Here is a 23,502-nt window from a genome sequence, read left to right as displayed (position 1 = left end):
AGGGAATGTTTGGAGTATTATAAATGTTTATTTTACATTTATTAAAAGCGCCAAAACTAACTTCTCTGACCGTTAGGGCCGGAGACTGCGGGACATCCTGCATCCGGTGTGCCACCAAAGATTAAATTTGGTATAAAAAAAATGGGGCTTCGTCGAAGACCGCTGCTATTTGCGACGAAAAGCCGTATTTTTGTGGATGGTCCAAAATGATCCGGTTATATGCAAGATTTAAGCTGCAGCGACGTCTTTTTAAAGTTTTTCACAGAACATAAGTTCAGGACACTGCGACATGTACTGTTTCTGATCGGCTTATTCCTGCTGTTTGCCAATGCAAATACCAAATCCCATTTTCAGGGGGAATACAACCTGTACTTCACCATCTTTCTCTGGGTGGTATTTGTCTGCATGTTTTACACCAATATGTACGTATTGCTGCCGAGATTCTTTTTCAGGGAAAAATATGAGGTCTATATCCTCGCACTGATCCTACTGGTGGCGTCCAGCCTGGCCCTGGTGAGGGGAATCGCCGATTACATCTATATCGTGCATACCCCAGCCATCAAGCGGCCCGAATCGGATTCGATGGGCATGGGTATGGTGGCCGCACTTTTTATTGTTATCCCAATTATCTTGACAACAACAACCTTCAAGCTTTTCAAGCGTTGGATCGAAGACAACAAGCGGATTTCGGATCTTAAAAACCTCGCGCTGACAACGGAATTGATCTCACTGAAAAATCAGATCCAGCCACATTTTCTGTTCAATATGCTTAACAATGTAAAAGCGCTGATCCGTAAGGACCCCAATATGGCGACAGAGGTGATCATCAAGCTGTCTGATTTTTTGAGATATCAGCTCTATGAGAATAATGACGACAGAACCCTGTTGAAATCTGAAATCGGTTTTATCTCCAATTTTCTCAAACTCGAAGAAATACGGCGTGACAAGCTGAGTACGAGCATCGTGTGTATGGGAGCACTGCAAAAGAAAAGTGTTTTCCTACCACCACACCTGTTTACAGCTTTTGTAGAAAACGCCATTAAATATAGTCTGAGCGCCAACGATGATCCCACATTTATCGATATCCGCTTTGCGGAGGCCGGAGGCCGCCTTTATTTCGAGTGCGAAAACTCGCAGGACCCAGATCAGCAGGCTGCAAAGAGCAAATATGGGGGGCTGGGACTGGCAAATGCCAAAAGGCGTCTGGACCTGCTCTATAAGGATGATTACCAGCTCACGGTATCTAAAAGTGAGACACGGTATAAGGTTAAATTAGATATTCCGCTATGAACTGTATCATTGTAGACGACGAACCTCTGGCAAGGGAAGAAATGAAAAATCTGATCGAAGAGATCTCATCCATCCGTATTGTCGGCACCTTTTCCAATGCAATCTCTGCACTGGAGTGTATCAAAACAAATGCTGTTGATCTGCTATTTCTGGACATTGAGATGCCCACTGTCAATGGCCTTGACTTTGCGCAGTCGCTTCCGGACGATAAGCTGGTGATCCTGACGACTGCTTACGCGCAATATGCACTTAAAAGCTATGAATTGGATGCTATTGATTATCTGCTGAAACCGATCAAAAAAGACCGGCTGGCCAAAGCGATCGATAAGGCTATTGCATACAAAACGCTGCTGACGCTAAAGGAGAACAAGAGCACGGTGGAGAATAGCAGCGAGGATGCCCTTTTCATTAAGTCTGACCGGAAATATTATAAAATTGCCTTTACCGATATCCGTTTTATTGAAGCTCTCAAAGACTACGTGGTGATCTATACCTGCAACAATAAGCTGATTACGGCCATGAACCTCAAAACTATACATCAGAAGCTGCCGGCCAATCTTTTTGCCCGCACCAGCAAGTCCTACCTGGTCAATCTGTCCTACATCGATTCTTTTGACAACCATACGGTCTATGTGGACACCTTCGAGATCCCGATAGGTGAAATTTACCGTGAATCATTCTTCAGACAGTATACGGGCGGTCTGTTATGATGTGGGCGTAGCCATGCTATCTTGAGCTACGCCACAATAAACCGGGCCAGAAAGTCAATCCTGATCCCATGCTTGCGCAGAAAGTCTGTCAGCAGATCAACGCTGCAGTCTTCGGTCTCGACCCTGAAAATGGAATCTTCGTCATCCAGGTCGACGGTGGCAGACTGTACCTGGGGCAGATGTGCATGGAGCAATTGCATCAGGAAATTTTTCTTGTCCTTGGTCTTGACAGAACTTTTAAAAATCAACACTTGCCTAGCTTTCATAATGATAATCTTAACATATTGTTTAAAATCCTTTGGTCGGCCCAGCTGCAGGGCGGTATAACAAATCTAAAATCTTTATACGCGCCTATCGTGTATATTATACCAAAGCATCAAATTTTTATACAAAAATACCTAAGCAATAGGTCTGCTAATGGTGACTTGTAGGATTCCTCAACGGTCCTAAACATTTTTACTCTTCTTTTATCTATTTGTTGCAAAGCAGTCTTTTCGAAAACGATAGCTTTGTTCGATAACCAATTGGCGGATCGCTGATAAACAATAACCCGTAAACCAATTTATCTCAACTAATCATGATGAACAGAAATTATGCATCTTCCTTTTTTTTTGTGCACAAGAAAAGCAATAAGAAACTGAAGTGGCTGTTGATGGCTTCCATGCTGCTGGCCATGGGGCATGTGTCGGCCCAGGAAAAAATGATCCATGGAAAGGTCACTAATACTAGTGGACAGCCGGTCAATGGCGCATCGATCAAAGTCAAAGGGAAATCACTCAGTACCTCTACTAACGAAAAAGGGGAATTTACCCTTTCGTTAAACCCGGGGGAGGTCATCCAGATTTCAAATGTCGGGTATAATCATACCGAATATCAGATAGGGCAGTCCACGGAAATCAATATTCCGCTTGTTGCGGCCGAAATAGCAGTGGATGAGGTGGTGGTGGTAGGATATGGCAGGCAGAAAAAAGTAGACCTGACCTCTTCCGTTGCGGTCGTCGATACCAAAGACCTGGTGAAATTGCCCGGCGGAACTATAGCTACCCTTCAGAGCACGGTGCCCGGGGTGCAGGTGACCAATGGAACGGTCCGCATCCGCGGTGTGGGTTCGATAAACGGCACTGATCCGCTGTATGTCGTCGATGGGATGATCGGCGGGGCGATGCCCGACGAGAATAACATCGCGAGTATCCAGGTGCTAAAAGATGCTGCCTCGAGCGCGATCTACGGAGCCCGCGGCGCCAATGGGGTGATCTTGGTGACGACCAAACGGGGACAGGCGGGTGAGGTAAAAATCGATTACAACGCGTTTGGGGGGATCAAGAATATTTCTCATAATGTGCCCTTGTTGAATGGGCAACAACTGGCAGAGCTGATCAACGAAGAAATGTACAACAGGGATCCCGGGCGTAAGGATTATTTGGCAGCGCTGTCCAAGCCTACTGAAATCGGACAGGGATACAATATGATGGATGAACTGCTGCAGACCGGTAACTATCAGCGGCACAATCTCTCCGTTTCAGGTGGTTCGCAGCATGCAAACTTTAGGTTGAGCGGCATTTACGCGACGGATAAGTCCATCATTATTCAGGACAAGAGCAAATATTATGGCACACAGATCGTTTCAGATTTTACCAAAGGCAAGCTCCGCATCGGGGAAACACTGTCGCTGGACTATAGTCGGCGGAACTGGAGCGACAAGAATATTATCGATGCGCAAAAATGGTCATCGACACTTCCGCTTTACGATGCAAACAGCAGCACTGGTTTTGCCGGAGCCGGCAACGGAACTGATGTGCAGAGCGCGCTGGCCAATGCTTATCTGAACAAAAATGTCAACGACAATTTTACCGCCAACGGTAACGTCTGGGCAAGTTATGAAATCATCAATGGGCTGACCTATAAATTCAACATGGGCATGGACATCAACCGGACGAGAAATGAGGGTTATATCGGCGACTATTCCGTAGGGCAATATCAAAATCATAGTCCGGATGAACTCAATATTTCAAGTACACAAAACAACCGCTGGCTGTTTGAAAATACCTTAACTTACGAAAACAGCATTGGCAAGCATACTTTTTCGGCTTTGGCCGGCATCACTTCAGAAGAATCGCGTTACAATGCCGTGAATGCCGGTGCACGTGGACTGCCAAGTCCGGATGTGTTGATCCTCAATGCTGCTTCTCTGGCCAGCTCACGTCTCGTGGGCTCCGGTGTAGGACAGACAGCCATGTATTCGATGCTGGGCCGGATCAATTACAATTATGACAATCGTTATCTGCTGACATTTAACATGCGGCGGGATGGCTCTGCGAATTTCAGTAACCACTACCGCTATGGAAATTTTCCGTCGGTGTCAGCGGGCTGGCGGCTCAGCCAAGAAGCATTTATGAAGGCATTCCCTTTTGTCAGTGAACTGAAGCTGCGCGGTAGTTACGGTATTCTGGGGAATTCGGATATCGCTCAGTACCAATATCAGCGGACGGTGAGTTTTGATCATGTATGGTATTACCTGAACAACGAAATGGTGACAGGTGCCTTACCGCAGACACCCTCCAATCCAAATGTCAAGTGGGAGAGCCAGTATTCGACGGATATCGGCCTCGACCTGGAATTGTTTAACCATAAGTTTTCTTTAACGGTCGATTACTATAACAAGAAAACAGAAGACATGCTGATCAATGTGCCGATATCCTTTACGGCAGGATACGTCAACAATTTTCCGGTGCTGAATGCAGGCAGCATACGCAACCGGGGGTGGGATGTGCTAGCATCGTACCGGGATAAATCTGGCCAGTTTAGCTATAATGTGGGCGTGAACCTATCCTTTGTCAGAAACCGTGTGCTCAGTCTCGGCAACAATAATGAGATTCTTTGGGGGAATATTGCGCCGGGCGGGGAAAATGTGACAAGAACTGCTGTCGGCCGTTCTGTGGGTGAATTTTGGGGCTATACGACAAATGGACTCTATACCGAACAGGCACAACTGGATGCCGATAAAGCCTTTGCACCGAATGCGGCTCTTGGTGATGTGAGATTTAATGATCGCAATGGAGACCATATCTTAAACGATCAGGATAAAGATTTTCTGGGAAGTCCAATACCGGACTTTAGCTATGGACTTCATGCTGATTTCAGTTATCAGAGTGCTGTCGGTACCTTCGATCTTGCGATGATGTGGCAGGGAAGCCAGGGCAACAAGATTTACAACAATAGCCGGTACTGGGGTGAGGGCATGTACCATTATTACAATAATTTTGCGTCGACTCTCGACCGCTACCGTGCGCAGGAGCTGGTCTTCACGAATCCGGTATCGGGGGAAACTACCGTTTACCCAAAAAATACCGACACGGACATTCCACGCGCAGTACTCGGCGACCCCAATCAGAACCTGCGGGCATCCAACAGATTTGTCGAAGACGGCTCTTATCTGAGACTGAAGGTGCTCAATATCGGATATAGCTTTTCGAGCCCCACGTTGCAACGCTGGAAGGTGGACCGCCTGAGATTGTATATCGGGGCGAAAAACCTGCTGACTTTTACCAAGTATTCTGGCTATGATCCGGAAGTCGGATCGGGTGATACGCGCTCGAATTTAAGCCGCGGCATCGACGGACAAACGCCCTGGGGACTGAGCTTCCCCAATTCAAGAGAATATTTTATGGGTGTTCAATTTACATTCTAACAAATAAATAGATCCAATGAAAAGACAATATATAAAACTCGGTGTTGTGGGTTTATTGTTGCAGCTGGGCAGCTGTAAACCGAATCTGGACTTGTCGAATCCACAGGAACTGTCGACAGACACTTATTATAAAACTGCAGATCAGCTGGAAAAATCGGTCATACCAGCCTACCAGGCTTTGATCGGCCGTACCCAGGGGAGCTATGCCCGTAGCTTGTACTACGCTTTATTGGCCCCCGGTGACGACTATACCCATACATTCAAATGGGAGCCTATGTATCAGGATACCTATAATACACCGGCGAGTGACGGCATGCTTGCGCTCAGCTGGAAAGATTTTTGGAACGGGGTGTTTGCGGCCAATGTAGCCATCGACCGGATCAGTAAGTTTACAGGTGAAATCGAAGAGAACAGAAAAAACCGGTTATTGGGCGAGGCGTATTTCCTGCGGGGACTCAATTATCTTCATCTGGGTATGTTGTTTGGAGAAACCATCCCGCTGATCGACAAACCTGTCGAAACCAACGAAGATTACTATCCCGGCAATGCACAGCCCGGTGCTGTATATGCACTTATTGTCGACGACTTTAAGAAGGCAGCAGCGCTGTTGCCCACCCGGGGAACGCTGTATGCGGATAGCAAAATGATCGGTCGGGCAACAAAGGGGGCTGCCCAGGCTTATCTGGCAAAAACGTATTTATACAAACCCATTCTGGCCAAAGGGCAGTCCGCCGATTTTCAGCAGGCGGAAGTCGAACTGAAGCGTGTGATTGACAGCAAGGAGTATCAATTGATGTCTTCTTACCGGGACAATTTTTTGGAAGCCAAAGAGAACAACCATGAATCGGTTTTTGAAATCCAGCTTTATAATGGTCCCGGATGGCTGGGGGATGATATATCGAGTTCATGGCGCTGGCAGGAAATCGGTATGTTTGACGGTACCGGCGGAGCGTGGTGGAATCTGGCGCCAAATAAAATGGCACACGACGAATTTGAAGAAGGCGATCCACGCAAGTACATGACGCTGTGGTGCGAAAACGGTGCAAAATTCACGCAGCTCGATGGTAAGGTCACTTCGTATAGCGACTGGATGAAAAATCTCGCGACCAATAAAGATCTGTTTGGTACCCGCAAATATTGCCCGGATGTTCAGATCGCAGATTTCGACAATGGCAACAACGACCGGATCTTTCGCTACAGTGATGTACTGCTTCTGTACGCCGAGTGCCTCAATGAACGGGGAGATGCTGCGGGGGCCAAACAGTACGTCAACCTTGTCCGCAAACGTGCCAATAATATTGTTCCGGATGAGCAGCCTCATCTTTGGTACCAAAAATCCAATGGCACCATCCCTGACGTGGACGGACTGCTGGCTCAGGGCCTGGTCAAAAACGGTATTCCTTTAAATTCGGTCAAAAATGTTATCGCGCATGAGCGCTTTGTCGAATTTTTGGGTGAATATCAGCGTTATTTCGACCTGTTGCGGTGGGGGATGGCGGATCCGTCCTGGCTTGAACCCTTGAAGAAAGCCGGCTGGACGACGAAGGCTATGTACTATCCTTTTCCGCAATCCGAATTGGACAATAATAAAAATTTAAAAGGAAACGATATGAACAATTGAGGTGCAGGGACAAATCGCGGCAGCGCTGCAGTTGGTCAATGTGAGGGTGCACTACGTCAAAATGTTTTCGCCTTATGGCGGGCAAGGGCTTCCTTTGCTGAAAAAACATGAGAAAACAAGTTTTGTGTGCGCTTGTGTTCAGCAGCTTAGCGACGCTGACGGCACAGGCCCAGAATGCCGTATCGGGTCAGCTGGCGGTGGATTATATACCGCTGTCCAACTATATCCGGCCGGAGGATAGCGTAAAGACGGGCTCAAAGAGCGATTTCAAGAGGCTACAATTTAACCTTGAAATTCCGCTATCCACTAAGGTAGACTCGTTGGGCAATATCAGGCGCTGGTCCTGGAAAGTCGGTGCGGCTTATGCCAAGATGCAAAATCGCGACTATGAACAGGACCTGTTTCCCAGCGAAATGCTGAATGCCGAGATTGGTCTACAATACCTGACCTCCTTACGGAAAAATTGGTCACTGCTGACCTTTGCTTCTGTGGGCGTTTATTCCGATCTGGTCAAAATCAATGGGAAAGATGTGCTGGGGCAGGGAGGAGCCTTATTTATCAAACGCTTCAGACCCAATCTGGCCTTTGGTTTCGGACCGGTATTGAGCAACAGCTTTGGTGTGCCGATGGTACTGCCGGGATTGTATTTTGACTGGAAGACCAACGGGAAAGTGAAATTTAACATCAACTTTCCGCAGGGACTGGCTGCGGCTTATCAGGTCAGCAGCTTTATGGATCTGCGGGCGGTGGTCAACCTCGATGGGATGACTGCCGAACGGGAAAGGAACGGCAAGTCCACCCTTAGTGGGTTTATGTTGCTGACGGCAGGGCTGCAGCCGCAGTTTAACCTCGGCAAGAGCCTGAAAGTACAGCTGACCGGAGGCAGTACCCTCGCCCGTATGTATGTCGAAAATGACCGCTCCCTGAAGAATATCTTTAAGGATAAGAAACAGGAGGACCCGCGATTTTCACCGACGTTTTATACTTCGGTAGCATTGAAATGGAATATGCCGTACTAACGGCTGAGGAGCTTCTTGAAAACCACATTCTGAAGGAGCTCCTCTCTTTTGGTCCTCGAGATCGGTAACTCCTGCTCCCCAATATAGACCCTGCCACCCGAAATCATGTCGATATGGTTGACATTGACCAGGAAAGATTTGTGGATACGGAAAAAATGGCTGCCCGGCAGCGCTTCTTCCAATGCCAGCATTGTCTGATGGATCGTGACGGTCCGTTCTCTAAAATGAAGTTTGGTGTAATTCTGCATGCTTTCGGCATAGCGTATATCCGTCCAGGAGATCTTGACAAAGGCATCACCCTGCCGCACAAAGAGCATGTTGTCGTTGGGAGCAGGTTCCTGCAGCGATTTGCTCCGCTGTACAAATTGCTGATAGGCTTTGGTGGCAGCCTGAAAGAATCGCTGGAATACGATGGGTTTGAGGAGGTAGTCTACGGCCTGCAGACGGAAGCCCTCCAGGGCATATTCGGAATAGGCGGTAATGAAGATGCACATGGGCGGAGTATCGAGCGAGTCCAAAAAATCGATACCATTGAGGTAGGGCATATTAATGTCCAGAAACATCAGGTCAATATCTCCCTGCTGTAGTCTGGACGCTGCTGCAAGGGCCGACGGATATGTGGCCACAAGATCCAGAAAATCAACCTGATCGGTCATTTCAGCAATATGTTGCCGCAACATCGGTTCATCGTCCACGATGATGCATTTCATCTTTGTAGGTTCCATCATGACTTAACAGTTGAGATCGATGTTCAGCTCGACGCAAAACGTGTCGTCCCGCTTTTCGATCGTTAGGGTATAGTTATTTTCATATTGCAGCTCGAGTCGCCTTTTGACATTTTCCAGTCCGATACCCGAGGGGCCTGAGGATACTTGTCGCGGATATTCGTGATAGCTGTTACTGATCCGGAAGTGGAAATGACCATCCTCTTCCACACAGTGGAGACTGATTTTCCCTTTTTGTTCGGGTAGACGGTCCACGTGCTTGAAGGCATTTTCAACAAAACAGATCAATAAAAGTGGTGTGATGTGCAGGTCTTCTGTGGATTGTGACCAGCGGCAGCTGACCTCCAGTTCATCCCCCCAGCGCATCTGCTCGATACTGATAAAATTCTGAAGGTATTGGAGCTCACGGCTCAGCAATACGAATGACTGGTTACATTCATAAAGCTGGTAGCGTAGAATGTCCGAGAACTTCAATAATAGATAGTCTGCCATGTCCACATTCTTTTTCATCAGGATATGAATATGGTTCAGCACATTGAACATAAAATGCGGATTGACCTGATCCTGCAGCAATTTGATCTGACTTTCCAAAAAATTCTGCTGCAGCTGATTGTGCGCATGTTGTATATTGGCGTGCTCCTGATAGAAGCGGATACCGCAGGCTGTACCGTTGATGAGTAAGGAAGAGGGGATCGCTTTATAACTCTGGACAAACAGGAGCGTCGACCGCTCTTCTCCAGACAGCTGTTGCGTATGGAGGATAAAGTGAGCATCTACCATACCGATTAGTAAAGCCAATAGCAGTACAAAGATGATGGCTTTGAAGACAAAGGTTTTCATCTGTTGTTTTTTTATTGCCTTTGGTAAGATACTGTCACTCAGGAACTGCGAAATGCAGATCGAACAGATCACCACTGCGGAGCTATGCAGCAGGGCATTGCCTGCGTCCATGTCCTGTCTCACCTGGATCCATACCGCAAACCACAGAACGAACCAGAAAAGCATCAGGAAGAGATTGCGATAGAGATAATTTTTTTTGAACATCATGTTTGAAAATAGTTCTACCATTTGGCCCCTTGTCAATGATTGGGCGAGAGCTGATCCAGCCAGTTGAACATGGAACAAAAATAGGTAAATTGTCTTGTGTCTCGTATACATTTTGATCCGATATAATTGTTCGGGATGAGCGGCTAGAGGGTATCCATCTCCAGTTGGACTGTCGTATGATCACCGGTGGACCCTGTGCTCAAAACATAATTGTCGGCATAATGCAGGTCCAGTCTTTTTTTTATTTGCTCCAGTCCTTCGGTCAGACCCTTTCGCCGGTTGGTGGATAGGTATGCTGTGTGGCTTATTGTAAATTGCAGACGCCCATTTGCTTGCTGACAAAACAGTTTGACGAAGGTGGGCTGGCCTACTTTGAGGGACAGGTGTTTAAAGATGTTTTCTGCCAGACATACCAAGACCATCGGCTTGATCCGCAATTCCGTGAGGCCATTTAGCCAATGGTAGTCCACTTCCAGTTCCCTGCCGCGCCGGATTTTTTCGATGGCAATAAAATCCTGTAAGTACTGCAGTTCGCGCAAAAGGGGAACATCGAAGTGGCTGCTTTCGTACAGCTGATAACGTAGCATATCCGAAAATTTTAACAGCAATGCATTGGCCTGTTCGCTATCCTCTTTGATCAATAGTCGAATGTGACCTAAGACAGTGAACATAAAGTGAGGATTGACCTGATCCTGTAGCGATTTGAGCTGATTTTCCAGAAATAGTTGCTGCAGCTGGCTGTGCTTCTGCTGTATGTAGGCATGTTCCTGATAGAAACGGATGCCACAGGCTGTTCCATTCATCAATAAGGACGAAATGATTGCTTTGAAAAACTGGGCGAACAGCATTCCCGGATGTTTCCGGATCATCACATACTGGACATGGAGAATAAAAAATAGATCCAGCGCGCTGATAAGAACGGCCAAAAGCAGGACAAAACCGGCTGCACGGAGAACAAAAGTCTGCATGTGCCTGGTCTTGATCGCCCGGGGCAGGACCTTGTCGTTTAAGATATGTGCTATGCCTATCGCTGCGAGCATGACAGTCGAGGTATATACAAACGCCCAGCGGGCACCCAGATCTTCCTTGACCTGAATCCAGACGACAAACCAGAGTGCTGCCCAGAAGATAAGCAGGAAAAAATGGCGGTGCAGGTAGCTATTTTTGAGCATGGATATAAAAAAGGCCTTTGAAGACCAGGTGGCTGGCCTTCAAAGGCGCCGTTTAAGGAGCTGTTAGAAGATAAAGTAACCTACGCCAATGGAAAATGCCTGCGGTTTGGATTTGAAGGATTTACTGAGATCTGAAAATCCACGCTCGTAACGCAAGTCAATGCTGAATCTATTGATATCAACGCCTAGACCGCCGGTAAACTGCAGGTTGGACTTGTCGAAATGCCTGATTCCCTCTTTGAGCGCTTTGAGCGGTGACAGATTGTCGTTTAAGGTATAGCTGTAAACAGCACCCCCAAAGACCCGAAGGTTCATGTCCTGCTGCTGCACGATCTTGTACCCGATCATCACGGGGATGTCGATTGCATTCCATTTAAGCTTGGACTCGGTCTGCCCCTGCGGTTTGAGTGCCGCTTTCCGCTTGCTGAATAGCGCTTCACCCTGAACGTAAGCTCGTCCGAAGTTGAGACGTGCCATACCGCCCACGTGCAGCCCCAGAGCGTACTTGTCGTCGAGATCTGCCAATTCGGTATTCAGCTTGTTGAGGCTGCTACCGCCTTTGATACCAATCTGAATAAAAGACTGCTCCTGTGCAAAGGCCATTTTGCTTAACATCATCGCGAAAAATAAAATACACGATAAAATTGTTTTTCTGTTCATAGTTATTGTTTTGATATGCTGCAAAAAAACAAAGCTTAGGAGGGATTGGGAAAAGTCTTTGACGAATGGCAGGCCTGCAGTGACGAAAGCAGATATGGGGATGATACCCAGCTGCGAGAGGTCGGCCCATTATGTCGATATCCGTTTAGTTTAAGTCGATATTGCATAATAATCCTGCGGCAATACTTTGTATTATTGGCCAAATTATAAACAGCAAATTGATGTCACAGACAAAAAAAAAAATGGATTTGGCAGATATCCCTCCTGTCATTTATGGTACAAGTAGTCTGGGGAACCTCTATAATGAAGTAGCACTGATGGACAAGGTGGCCATTGTACGTGAATGTATCCGTCATGCGAATGGACTGGCTGTTTTTGACAGCGCCGGAAAATACGGTGCGGGCCTGTCACTAGAGTCCCTCGGTGCCGCGCTCCGGCAATTGCAGGTCGATCCGGCTACCGTGTTGATCAGCAACAAGCTAGGCTGGTACAGGATTCCGTTGGAAACGGCCGAGCCGACCTTTGAGCCGGGGGTGTGGAAGGGGCTGCACTATGACGCCGAGCAGCGGATTGGCTACGACGGAATTCTGGAGTGTTTTCATCAGGGCAATGAGCTGCTGGGTGACTATGCCGCGCAGCTCGTCTCGGTGCATGATCCCGATGAATATCTGGCAAAGGCAATTAATCCATTGGATGAAAGACGCCGTTATCAGGATATTTTAGATGCGTACGTGGCACTGACCGAGCTGAAAGATCAGGGAAAGGTGATGGCTGTGGGTGTGGGGTCCAAAAGCTGGAAGGTGATCCGCCGCATTGCGCAGGATGTGAAATTGGACTGGGTGATGATCGCCAATAGCCTCACGGTGCATGACCATCCGACAGACCTGCTGGCATTTATCGCTGAGCTGGCACGCGCAAATGTTACCGTGATCAATTCGGCGGTATTCCATGGCGGCTTTTTGGTCGGCAGCGACCATTATAATTACCAGCTGGTAGATAGGGCAACGGAAGCGGGTAGGGCGCTTTATGCCTGGCGGGACAAATTCTGGCAGCTGTGCCGGGAATTTGGTCTCAAGCCTGCCGAGGCCTGTTTTGCCTACGGATTTGGAATTCAGGGTGTAAAAGCCGTCGCGCTCAACACGAGTAAAGCCGAAAAAGTCAAAGAGAATGTAGCAATGGCTACGCGCAAAATTCCCACTGCCTTCTGGGAAGAACTCCAACGGGCAGGCTTATTGTAAGGCGACGGCCATCGTTGACTATGTTGACAGCCGGCGCCTGTAATTGGTGGGCGTCTCCCCGGCTATTTTTTTAAAGAGCCTGTTGAAATAGGTGATATGCTCAAAACCCAATGCAAAGCTCAGTTGTTGTATACTGCAGTCATCGGCCAGCATCATCAGCTGAGCTTTTTCTATTTTTTTCTGGTTTATGTACTTTACGGGAGTAGTGTTCATCTGTTTTTTAAAAAGCCGGATCAGATGGTCTTTGGATAGAAAAACGTGACCGGCAAGCTGCTCAATGGAGATCGCGCGATGAATGTGCTCATCGATATAATCGATAACCCGCAGGAGCCGTTTGTCGACATCTGGTATGCCGTCCGTTGCACCGGCCAAAAAACGGCTCATCAGTATATGAATAATGGCCTGGTTCTCGACCTCCCGGGCAAAAGGTGAGGCCACCTGCAATGCGATATTTTTCATTAATCCCGCTGAATGATCGTAGCCCCTGGGGTCATACATCGGTAAAGCGCGGCTGGGGTTTAATACGTGGAGACGCCGGACGAGATCCGCTATGAGCTCATCTGCCTGAATTTCTTTTGGAAAGGTATAGCGGTCAAAAATACTGGACCGTATTGCTGGATTTTCATAGATATGGATATAATAGAGCGAAAATAAGCCATTACAGGAATAGCTATGCTGTACATGCGCAGGGGTAAGATAAAGATATCCGGGGCGGAGCGTGATCTGCTCCTTATCTAATAAAATGGATGCTTGCCCCTCCCTGACATAGTGTATCCGCGCAAAAGGGCTTCTGATATCTTTAAAATTCCAGTCGGCATTGTGCTGCGCATAACCCACATTTAAGAGGCTGAAATCAAGTTTATTTTTTGGATTGCTGCTCATTGGTCTTCCAGGTCTTGTGACACAGAATACAATAATAAGGAAAAAGTCGATAATGTATTCACTTAGGCTCTCATGGTATTGGAAAAATAATCGTAATTAGTTTTGTTGAGGTTGAACTATTTTGGTTTTTGTCCGCTTGCCAAAGCCTAAAAATATTACTGGTGAATTCTACTATCGATATTGTGCAATTTCTGATCGATAATGTGAATGCCATTTTAAAGGAATGCTGTTACATTTGTATAACGTAATCAAAACAAATTATAAACTGGATGGCAACGGGTGAGTCTCCTGCCCACGGACATCCTTACCTAAAATACATGATGATGAATAGAAGATCTGCAATTAAGCTTATTGGTACTGCAATTCCAACGTTATTTCTCAGCCGTTTTACTTCGGCATATACGTATTTGGGCAAAGTTCCTTTTGACCCCAATTGGCGCTCGCTGGAAAGATACTCGGTACCCAGGTGGTTTCGTGATGCGAAATTTGGAATATGGGCACATTGGGGGCCGCAATGTCAGCCTGAATATGGGGACTGGTATGCGCGGGGAATGTATCAGGAGGGGTCTGATCAATACCTTTATCATGTGAAAAAATATGGTCATCCTTCCGTTTTTGGATTTAAGGATGTGATTCACGAGTGGAAAGCTGAAAAATGGGATCCGGAGGCATTAATGGATCTGTATCAAGCTGCGGGCGCCCAGTATTTCATGGCATTGGCCAATCACCACGATAATCTGGATCTCTTTCACAGTAGCCATCACCGTTGGAACAGTGTCAACGTAGGGCCCAAAAAAGATATCGTGAGGGGCTGGGAACAGGCAGCAAAAAAACGAGGTCTCAAGTTTGGTGTAAGCGTACATGCTGCGCATGCCTGGACCTGGTATGAAACGGCACAGCGGGCGGACAAGCAGGGAAACTATGCTGGTGTAGCCTACGATGGTAAACTTCGCAAAGAAGACGGTAAAGGAAAATGGTGGGCAGGCTATGATCCACAGGAGCTGTACGCGCAGGATCACGCTCCGAGCCTGGACAGTACGGATGATCACACGATCCATCGGCAGTGGCACTGGGATGTTGCATCTGGGGTCAGTATACCTACGGACGCGTATTGCACCAACTTCAAAGCGCGAACACTCGAACTGATGGACAATTACCGTCCGGATATGGTGTATTTTGATGATACGGTGCTGCCACTCTGGCCGATAAGCAATGTGGGGCTGGAAATAGCGGCGCAGTATTACAACAAAAGCATGCAAGCCAATAAGGGAAAGGTGGAAGTGGTGATCAACGGGAAGATTCTGGACGAACAGCAGCGCAAATGCCTGGTCTGGGATATTGAACGCGGACAAAGCAACAGCATTGAGCCGCAGCCATGGCAGACCTGTACCTGCATCGGCTCCTGGCATTATGACCGACGAATTTACGATAATAACAGCTACAAATCCGCGAAAACAGTGATCCATATGTTGATCGATGTGGTCAGCAAAAACGGAAATCTACTCCTCAGTGTACCGCTCCGTGGTGACGGCTCTATCGATGACAAAGCCAAGGCGGTGGTGCAGAGTATAGGCGACTGGATGAGCCGGTACAGTGAAGCCATTTTGGGCAGCAGGCCATGGCATATCTTTGGAGAGGGACCTGCATTGGAGGATGCGCCCGCGCTTAATGTACAGGGGTTTAATGAAGGAAAGGGAAAAGCTTTGACGGGGGAAGATCTTCGCTTTACCACCAAAGGAAATATATTGTATGTATTTATCATGGGCAGACCGGAGAAAAATTTGCTGACAATCAAGTCACTGGGGAAGGGGGCGCCCAATACGAAGGCAGTCCGCACTGTGCAGGCATTAGGCTATACGCATAGGTTGACATATAGGCAGCTGACTGATGTGCTAGAAATTGAGCTTCCAGATGGCCTGATCCAAAATGAAATAGCCACGGTCTTAAAAATTAGCTGAGCTGCCTTTGTACGCCAGGCCAGATGCTAAGGCGAAAGTGCCTGCGCGGCTGCCTGAGCACAAAAACGGTAAAAAAATAAAATAATCAAAACTAATTTGTGTTACCATTGTTCTTAAAGCGAAGATTCATAAGGATAGGTATACTTAAATTATAGGGATTGATTTTGTAAGGCTAGGTCGACAATGACTTAGCCTTTTTTATGTCGTTAACGGGCCGGCCGTAAGTTGGACAAAAAGTTTTTCACGACATCTCGTGGGATAGCGAGACAGGCCGTATGGCTATAGCGCGCGATATTGATCCCAATAAATTCACCCTTGCTGTCGATAACAGGACTTCCACACTCTTGGGCATGGATGCGGGAATCATGGATAAATACACTTGGAAACGTGTCCCTTCGGTCCGATTTTCCGCCTGGGATATGATTCGCCGGATGTGGATTCTCCCGTACGGGCCATCTGGACAATACGATACCGGCGTCCAGTATGGCTGTATCCCTGCGATACTGCACAGTCAGGCGGTCACCAGCCGAATACTGCCGCATAGCAGCGTTAATTTTAAGGGCGCTGGATACATCATGTCCATTGATCGCGAGAATGCGGTCTCCGGACCGCAGCCCGGCACGATATGCGGCCCCCATACTGTCTACTTTGGTCAATGTCGGCAGTCCTTCAATTTCCCGCATCTGGGCATCAAAACTTCCCGGTACTGGGATACGCGGAAATGCCTGGGGCATCATACCGAGGACCCCCTGCTTGCTCGTATTGCCGTCCAATAGTGACCACAGCCCAATACCCAACAATGAATCGGGGAGGGGACGGGTTGCCAGAGTTGTGATGGGGGTCGCCCGCTTCAGTTCTTTTGGTGTGGCCAAGGCGACAAGGTCCGTAGTTTCGTCGCGTAGAAGTACTGTTAAGGGATGGCTTTGCCCTCCGGTCATCAGCACCGGATGATCGGCTACCATACTGCTCTTGGAAAGGATGACTGTACCTTTGTTGGATAAGGTGAATGCCGTTCCGAGTACTTGTAAACGATCGCCGTCCAGCATACTGCTGACCGGAAAAACCTGCAGATTTGTCTTGGGTAATTTTGCCGGCCGGTCGGCACTTTGTGTTGCAAGCCGTTCTTTTTGTGGATCGGTGCCGATAGGGTCGGTCGAGCTGGGGTACCTGCCAATAGCCACGGGCTGCGTGAGGCTGCTCCAGTACTTTCGGTAACTGTCGACGGGGACTTCATAATTGATTCCTTCGGCAGCGTCAATACGACTGTGCAGGCCGATCACACGACCCAGCAGGTCAAAAAGCGGGCCGCCCGAATCTCCGGGCTCCATGATGCAGCTGCTCCACATAAGCCCGTAATCATCCTGTTGTCTGAGAATATGTCCAGCGCGCAAAAAGGGCCTATTGAAGGGCAGTGTCTCGGGGTAGGAGAGACCAAAACAAGCTTGCTGTATTACGGTCGATGAAGACCAGCCCATCTCGGCAAAGGGCCATGGCCCTTCGCCCTGCATCTTCATCAGTGCAATATCGGGCAAGTTGCTCTGTTGGTCAACAACCAGCCGACCCAGTGCCTTTGCAGTACCTTTCCGTCCGTCGGCAAAGATAACCTGATAATGATGCCCGGGCGTGGTGGAATGTGCCACTGTCAGTATAAATCCATCGGCACTCACCACCACCCCGCTGAAAGGGGCGCTGTTCTGCTGTCTGCTCAGGCTGTCGATGCCATACATCTTGATGGATGCCGACAATGCGCGATTGACGATGGAACTGGGGATAGGGCGCTGCGCGACTTTATTGGTTTGCGCAAGGCAGTGGATCAGACCGCTGCAGATCAATAGGGCGGCCCCAATGATCCGACAAAAGGCAAATGGATTGTTAAAGCGTGAGGTAGGCATAGGTTTCATATACATTTCTCAGGTTGATTGTTGGAATAGGCTGACGACCAAGCCAGCATTCAAAGTTAATGGATTGATGCGCACAAAATCAAGGAACCGATCAAGTTCAGAATAAATTATGGTGGCAACGCATCTTCAGACTGATGGACAGAAAAATTTATGGTATAACCTGGCCGGCAAAGGATAACGTATCGCATGATGTGGGCACCGTGGATAGGAAGTATTCATTCTTTTTAGTTATCTTTAACCGCTGGAACATCAACCTGGGCTAAACGGATCTATTTATGGACTATACGAGCGAAAAAAAGCTGCTTGAGGACTTTCGGAACGGAGAGGAGCAGGCCTGCGCGCATGTATATAATCGTTATTTTGCCCGTATTTGTCTTTATGCTGCCAGCTTTGTCAACGAAACCAGGGAAGCGGAAGATATCGCTGAGGAAGGTTTTATCCGTTTGTGGCAGGGAAAACGTGATTTTGAAAGCTTACAGCATCTCAGGGCAGCCCTTTATCAGACGACACGTCGGGTAGGCCTCAACCACCAAACGGCCCGACAGCGACGGTCGGACCGGGTCGATGCGTATGTCTCGCAACAAGAGCAGGACCAAGGTTCACACCTACAGGAGATCGTCTATGCTGAGACGATGGCCGAACTCTACCGTGCTATCCAGAACTTGCCTCCCAAAGCCCGTGAGATTGTCCGGCTGACGTATCTGGAGGGGCATAGCAATCAGGAAGTAGCCGAATTGTTGCAGATTAGTATACAGACCGTCAAAAACCAAAAGTTGCGTGCTCTAAGCCTGTTGCGGCAGCAGTTGAGCAGCGATTCTTTCCGTTATCTTCTCTCACTAATCGTTTTATTTGGAAAAATTTAATCTTTTTTTTGGGGAGCTTTGGTACTTTTTGGAATCGGCGCGGTATCTATAGTTGAAATAGCGTAAAATGGACCCCTTAGAAGAAGAAAAACTCATCCGTATCAGTACGTTGATCCTCCGGCAGCTGCAAGGCAGGTTAAGTGTTGAAGACCAGGCTGTTCTGGACTGCTGGCTCGACGAATCGGCAGAAAACAGGGCGATCTACGTGCGTTGTCTGGAAGGCCAGGTGCAGCGTGATGCTTACATCCGTCTTGAGCACTTTGAAAATCGCCGTGATTTTGAGTCGGTTAAACATAAGTTTAGGTTCAGAAGGGTAAGTCCAAAAACTCCTGTTCTAAAAAAACTATGGCCCTATGTCGCTGCCGCCTGTGTCCTTGTTGCGATCGTGGGTGTCTGGTATCAGCAGAGGGCCAGGTATTCTGTGGGAGATGTACAGCATACGGCGATCACCGACAGACTGCCTGCCTCCAATCGGGCCGTCATCACACTCTCGGATGGCCGCCAATACACACTCAACCAGCAGGAAAACCAGGTGGTGATTGACGGTAACGGAATACGTTACGATGATGGCCGCCAGGTTGCTTCGATTGATGCAGCGGTGTCGGCCAAGATCGAAACTCCCCGCGGGGGGACCTATGATGTGACATTGCCCGATGGCACACTGGTCAAACTCAACGCGGGTACTTTACTTACTTATCCCACCGTTTTTGCCAAAGACAGACGGGAAGTCAATTTGACCGGGGAGGCTTATTTTGAAGTGGCCAAACGTCAGGGGCAGCCCTTTGTCGTGACCACCAAAAACCAGCAGGTCGCGGTGCTGGGAACGCATTTTAATGTGCGTGCTTATCCGGATGCGACCGTAACCAAAACAACCTTGCTGGAAGGAAAGGTACGCGTGAAGGAAATGCTGAAAGGCAGGGAGCTATTGTTGTCTCCGGGAGATCAGGCCGTCAGGAAGGGGACAGAACTATCCCGGCGTGCTGTCGATGTACAGCAGGAACTCGCCTGGGTATATGGCAGATTTAATTTTGATGGCAAGTCCCTGCGGGAAGTGATGGATGAACTATCGCGCTGGTATGCGGTGGATGTGGTCTATAAGGGGGAAATACCAGATGTATCGTTTTTTGGCGGTACATTCCGTACGAGTAGACTGTCCAGTATCCTGAAGATTTTAAAAGACCAGGACTTGTCCTACCAGCTGACGGACGACGGAAAACTCATTATCGAAAAAAGTGATCCCAAAGGACAGAAAGGAGGACTGTAGTATAGGAAATAAAGCATAAACATCTTACTTATGAACTAATATATCGGACCATAGGTCCAGCAGACTAACCTAACTTAACGTACTAGAAATTAATGAAACGAAGTTGTTTTTCACGAGCGACCGGGCCTTTATTATGGTTAATTTTTGCTGTCTTCATACAGCTTAGCCTAAGGGCCAATGCGCAAACCGTAACCTATTCGGGCAATCAGGTGCCCCTGATGGATGTGCTGCAGGCAGTTAAACGTCAGACGAATTATGAAGTACTTGGAGCAAAGAAAATGTTAGAGGCGGCAAAGCCGGTTACGATCAAGGCGGATAAGATGCCGCTGAAATTATTTCTCGATAGAATTTTGAGTACCCAGGCGATCGGGTATACTATTGAGTCCAAAACGATCTTTCTGGAACGAAAGTCGCCAGCCCGCCGGCAGGAACAGCAAGTGGATCGCGCAGTAGAAAAGTCATCACAGACGCAGATCCGGGGTCAGATATTGGGCAGGGATCGCCAGCCGCTCGCAGGAGCAACCATTTCGCAGTCGGGCAACACCATCGCCGTGGCTGACCGCGAGGGGCGATTTGTGGTAGCGGCATCCATGCAACCGCTTACGGTGCGGATGGTGGGCTATAAACACTTGGTTATCAATCTGACCGACAACAGGACAGAATATACGGTTCAACTGGAAGAGGAACCCAATGCTTTGGACCAGGTCGTCGTGACAGGCTATCAAACCCTTAAGAAAGACTCCTACACCGGAACCGCCATCACCAAGAGTGGAGAAGAGCTGCGGCAGGTCAACCCGCAAAATGTGCTACAGGCCATGCAGGTGTTTGATCCTTCATTTAAATTACTGGACAACAATCTCGCTGGATCCAATCCCAATGCGTTGCCAAATATTAACGTGCGTGGTTCATCTTCGTTACCGACCGGCAATAACGAGGTGTTGCGTAGGGATAATATCACGACGACGATCAACATGCCTGCTTTTATATTAAATGGTTTTGAAGTCAGCGTACAAAAGGTGCTCGACCTGGATATGACGCGTATTGAGAGCGTCACGATCCTGAAGGACGCGGCCGCAACAGCAATCTACGGTTCCCGCGCTGCCAATGGGGTGATGGTGATCACCACCAAAATGCCTAAAGATGGCAGGTTGCAGCTCACCTATACCCATGAGAGTAATGTCAATATACCGGATCTGACGGGCTATGACGTGCTGAATGCCAAGGACAAACTGGCCTATGAAAAGCTGGCAGGCCTGTATGACGGTACCCTCCAGCGCCAGCCTCAGGATGCGCTGGACGAGTTATACTACCAAAAATTGGCGAATGTGCTGGGCGGAGTGGATACTTATTGGCTATCACAACCAGTACGTACTGCCGTGGGACAGAAGCATGGGCTCTATCTGGAAGGTGGCTCGGAGAGCTTTCGGTACGGTGTAGACATGCGTTACCAGACACGGCCCGGTGTCATGAAAGGATCTGGAAGAAACCAATATTCGGGGGGACTCAACTTTGCCTATAATCTCAAGAATAAATTCAGGTTTCAGAACGAGCTTTCGGTAACCATCGTGGACGGTACGGAATCCCCATACGGAAATTTTGCGGATTATGTGCGGATGAATCCCTACTATCGGATGACGGATGACAATGGCAATATAACGCAGGAAGCGGATGTCTGGACAAGGGTAGCAAACTCGGGTAGTGCACAGCGCGAATATGTGCTCAATCCGCTGTACAATGCAACCTTAAATAGCTTCCACAAACTGGGATATACCGAGCTGCTCAATAACTTCTCGGGAGATTTTGACCTGGGGCAGGGACTTCGGCTGCGGGGGCAGGTCAGCTTGTTAAAAAGGCTCAATAGCAACGACGACTTTCGCTCGCCTCTGGCCAATGAATTTTATTTTTACCCGACTTCGCAAACAGACGAAAAGGGCAGTTATACCAGCTATACGAATAATGAACTGTACTGGGATGCCAATATCCGGCTCAACTGGATGCGTAATATCGAAAAACACAGCTTTAATGTCGTCGGCGGGACCAACATACGGACGGAGAGCTATGATGAGCGTTCGTTTAAAGCGATTGGTTTTCCGAATGACCGGTTTACAAGCGTGGGATTTGCCAAGGGCTATGCCGAAAATGCCAGTCCTTCCAGCAGCCTGGGCGCCTCCCGATTGTTCGGGGCTTTCCTGAGTGCCAATTACTCGTACGACAACCGCTACCTGATGGACGCTACGCTGCGCATCGATGGCTCATCCAAATTTGGCGCCAATAAACGTACGGCGCCTTTTTGGTCCACTGGGATCGGCTGGAATATGCACAAAGAAAGCTGGTTTGACAACGGGACGATCAGCCAGCTGCGCCTGCGCGCCACTATCGGTCTCACGGGCTCAGTGCAGTTTGACCCGTATATGTCCAGGACGACATACAATTATGATAAAAGCAATTGGTATTCGTCAGGCCTGGGCAGCATCGTCCGCAATTATGGAAACGAAAACCTGACCTGGCAGAAGACGCAGAGTACCGACATCGGTGTGGATCTCGGCCTTTGGCAGGACCGGCTAACCATTTCGCCGCGCTATTATCATAAATTGACACGGGATATCCTGGCCGACATCAATCTGGCGCCCTCCACCGGATTTAGTTCCTATAAAGAGAATCTAGGCGACCTGGAGAATAAAGGCCTTGAGCTCAATGCAAACTGGGTGGCGGTTAAAAATGAAAAATGGACGCTTAGCCTGCTGGCGAATCTGGTACGCAACCAGAATAAAATCGTCCGGATCTCCAATGCACTCAAAAGCTACAATGAACGGGTAGACGAAGCCCAGCAGGGTAGTGACTTAATGGGGGTTCCGCTGCTGCGTTATAAGGAGGGCCAATCGCTTGATGCCATATATGCGGTGCCTTCCCTGGGGATCGATCCAGAAAATGGCAGGGAAGTGTTTCTAAAAAGAGATGGTACGCTTTCCTATGAATGGGATGCCCGCGACATCGACGTGGTGGCGGTGGCGACACCAAAAATGGAGGGCTCGTTTGGCGGTACGTTACGCTATAAACAGTTTATGCTCGTGGCTTATTTTCAGACCCGAATAGGTGGCAAGACCTATAATCAAACCTTAGTGGACAGAGTCGAAAACGCAGATCCGCGCTATAATGTAGACCGGCGCGTACTGGAGGACAAATGGAAACAGCCTGGGGATGTGACCTTTTATAAAAGCATTCAGGATCTGGGCCAGACAAGGGTGTCAAGCAGGTTTATTATGCCAGATAATCTGTTTACCCTGCAGTCGCTCAATGTTTCCTATGATGCCAACAAGGAGTTTTCGAAAAAACTACATCTCTCGAGCCTGCGCATGGGGCTGATCGCAAACGACATCTTCCGCTGGTCTTCGGTGAAAGTAGAACGGGGCATCACTTACCCGTTTGCCCGCAGTGTAACTTTCACCCTGCAAGCAGGATTATAA

The 23,502-nt window shown here is 48.3% G+C and carries 18 protein-coding genes; 11 read left to right on the top strand and 7 right to left on the bottom strand.

Features of this window, described 5'->3' with window-relative positions:
* Window positions 1-219: 219 nt before the first annotated feature.
* Together FGL37_RS25240 and FGL37_RS25235 are read left to right on the top strand one after the other, a co-directional pair.
* Complete coding sequence (locus tag FGL37_RS25240; RefSeq protein ID WP_028068701.1) at window positions 220-1,290, top strand: sensor histidine kinase; 1,071 nt, start codon at window positions 220-222, stop codon at window positions 1,288-1,290.
* A complete protein-coding gene (locus tag FGL37_RS25235; RefSeq protein WP_028068700.1) occupies window positions 1,287-2,000 on the top strand; it encodes a LytR/AlgR family response regulator transcription factor in 714 nt (237 codons plus the stop codon). Before FGL37_RS25240 ends, FGL37_RS25235 begins: the two co-directional genes overlap by 4 nt.
* Before the next feature lie 26 nt (window positions 2,001-2,026).
* Here FGL37_RS25235 and FGL37_RS25230 read toward each other — a convergent pair whose 3' ends face one another.
* Window positions 2,027-2,266, bottom strand: coding sequence for a hypothetical protein (locus FGL37_RS25230; RefSeq protein WP_028068699.1), 240 nt, complete (start codon window positions 2,264-2,266; stop codon window positions 2,027-2,029).
* A 311-nt stretch (window positions 2,267-2,577) separates the two neighbouring features.
* On the opposite strand from FGL37_RS25230, the gene FGL37_RS25225 reads away from it, so the two are divergent.
* From FGL37_RS25225 to FGL37_RS25215, 3 genes are all read left to right on the top strand, one after another.
* Complete coding sequence (locus FGL37_RS25225; RefSeq protein WP_197734511.1) at window positions 2,578-5,688, top strand: SusC/RagA family TonB-linked outer membrane protein; 3,111 nt, start codon at window positions 2,578-2,580, stop codon at window positions 5,686-5,688.
* A gap of 16 nt (window positions 5,689-5,704) precedes the next feature.
* Complete coding sequence (locus tag FGL37_RS25220; protein ID WP_028068697.1) at window positions 5,705-7,309, top strand: RagB/SusD family nutrient uptake outer membrane protein; 1,605 nt, start codon at window positions 5,705-5,707, stop codon at window positions 7,307-7,309.
* A 107-nt stretch (window positions 7,310-7,416) separates the two neighbouring features.
* Window positions 7,417-8,328: a DUF6268 family outer membrane beta-barrel protein gene (locus FGL37_RS25215; RefSeq protein WP_028068696.1), complete on the top strand. Its 912-nt coding sequence runs from the start codon at window positions 7,417-7,419 to the stop codon at window positions 8,326-8,328.
* On the opposite strand, the gene FGL37_RS25210 is transcribed toward FGL37_RS25215, so the two are convergent.
* The 4 genes from FGL37_RS25210 to FGL37_RS25195 form a co-directional block, all read right to left on the bottom strand.
* Window positions 8,325-9,056 (bottom strand): LytR/AlgR family response regulator transcription factor, encoded by a 732-nt coding sequence (locus FGL37_RS25210; RefSeq protein ID WP_028068695.1) that lies wholly within the window; start codon window positions 9,054-9,056, stop codon window positions 8,325-8,327. The two genes, FGL37_RS25215 and FGL37_RS25210, sit on opposite strands and share 4 nt — an antisense overlap.
* 3 nt (window positions 9,057-9,059) lie before the next feature.
* A complete protein-coding gene (locus FGL37_RS25205; protein WP_028068694.1) occupies window positions 9,060-10,100 on the bottom strand; it encodes a sensor histidine kinase in 1,041 nt (346 codons plus the stop codon).
* Window positions 10,101-10,243: 143 nt separating this feature from the next.
* A complete protein-coding gene (locus FGL37_RS25200; RefSeq protein WP_051606509.1) occupies window positions 10,244-11,272 on the bottom strand; it encodes a sensor histidine kinase in 1,029 nt (342 codons plus the stop codon).
* Window positions 11,273-11,335: 63 nt separating this feature from the next.
* Window positions 11,336-11,932 (bottom strand): porin family protein, encoded by a 597-nt coding sequence (locus tag FGL37_RS25195; protein WP_028068693.1) that lies wholly within the window; start codon window positions 11,930-11,932, stop codon window positions 11,336-11,338.
* Between the two features lie 221 nt (window positions 11,933-12,153).
* On the opposite strand from FGL37_RS25195, the gene FGL37_RS25190 reads away from it, so the two are divergent.
* Window positions 12,154-13,170 carry an aldo/keto reductase gene (locus FGL37_RS25190; RefSeq protein ID WP_232048778.1) on the top strand — a complete coding sequence of 339 codons (1,017 nt, stop codon included), beginning with the start codon at window positions 12,154-12,156 and terminating at the stop codon, window positions 13,168-13,170.
* Between the two features lie 18 nt (window positions 13,171-13,188).
* On the opposite strand, the gene FGL37_RS25185 is transcribed toward FGL37_RS25190, so the two are convergent.
* Window positions 13,189-14,052, bottom strand: coding sequence for an AraC family transcriptional regulator (locus tag FGL37_RS25185; protein ID WP_028068691.1), 864 nt, complete (start codon window positions 14,050-14,052; stop codon window positions 13,189-13,191).
* A gap of 269 nt (window positions 14,053-14,321) precedes the next feature.
* On the opposite strand from FGL37_RS25185, the gene FGL37_RS25180 reads away from it, so the two are divergent.
* Window positions 14,322-16,010, top strand: coding sequence for an alpha-L-fucosidase (locus tag FGL37_RS25180; protein ID WP_232048777.1), 1,689 nt, complete (start codon window positions 14,322-14,324; stop codon window positions 16,008-16,010).
* A 206-nt stretch (window positions 16,011-16,216) separates the two neighbouring features.
* Here the strand turns inward: FGL37_RS25180 and FGL37_RS25175 are convergent, their stop codons facing one another.
* Window positions 16,217-17,917: a S1C family serine protease gene (locus FGL37_RS25175; protein ID WP_081817779.1), complete on the bottom strand. Its 1,701-nt coding sequence runs from the start codon at window positions 17,915-17,917 to the stop codon at window positions 16,217-16,219.
* 128 nt (window positions 17,918-18,045) lie between these two features.
* On the opposite strand from FGL37_RS25175, the gene FGL37_RS26010 reads away from it, so the two are divergent.
* The 4 genes from FGL37_RS26010 (at window position 18,046) to FGL37_RS25160 (ending at window position 23,502) form a co-directional block, all read left to right on the top strand.
* On the top strand, window positions 18,046-18,174 hold the full coding sequence (locus FGL37_RS26010) for a hypothetical protein (RefSeq protein ID WP_262709483.1): 129 nt from the start codon (window positions 18,046-18,048) through the stop codon (window positions 18,172-18,174).
* A 12-nt stretch (window positions 18,175-18,186) separates the two neighbouring features.
* Window positions 18,187-18,774, top strand: coding sequence for an RNA polymerase sigma factor (locus FGL37_RS25170; RefSeq protein WP_028068688.1), 588 nt, complete (start codon window positions 18,187-18,189; stop codon window positions 18,772-18,774).
* A gap of 67 nt (window positions 18,775-18,841) precedes the next feature.
* Window positions 18,842-20,038, top strand: a complete 1,197-nt coding sequence (locus FGL37_RS25165; RefSeq protein WP_051606507.1) for a FecR family protein — start codon at window positions 18,842-18,844, stop codon at window positions 20,036-20,038.
* Window positions 20,039-20,130: 92 nt separating this feature from the next.
* The gene (locus tag FGL37_RS25160; RefSeq protein WP_037532222.1) at window positions 20,131-23,502 is read left to right on the top strand and encodes a SusC/RagA family TonB-linked outer membrane protein; all 3,372 of its coding nucleotides are present in this window, start codon (window positions 20,131-20,133) and stop codon (window positions 23,500-23,502) included.

Source organism: Sphingobacterium thalpophilum (genome assembly GCF_901482695.1).
GTDB lineage: Bacteria > Bacteroidota > Bacteroidia > Sphingobacteriales > Sphingobacteriaceae > Sphingobacterium > Sphingobacterium thalpophilum.
This window is presented reverse-complemented; position numbering and strand designations above follow the sequence as displayed.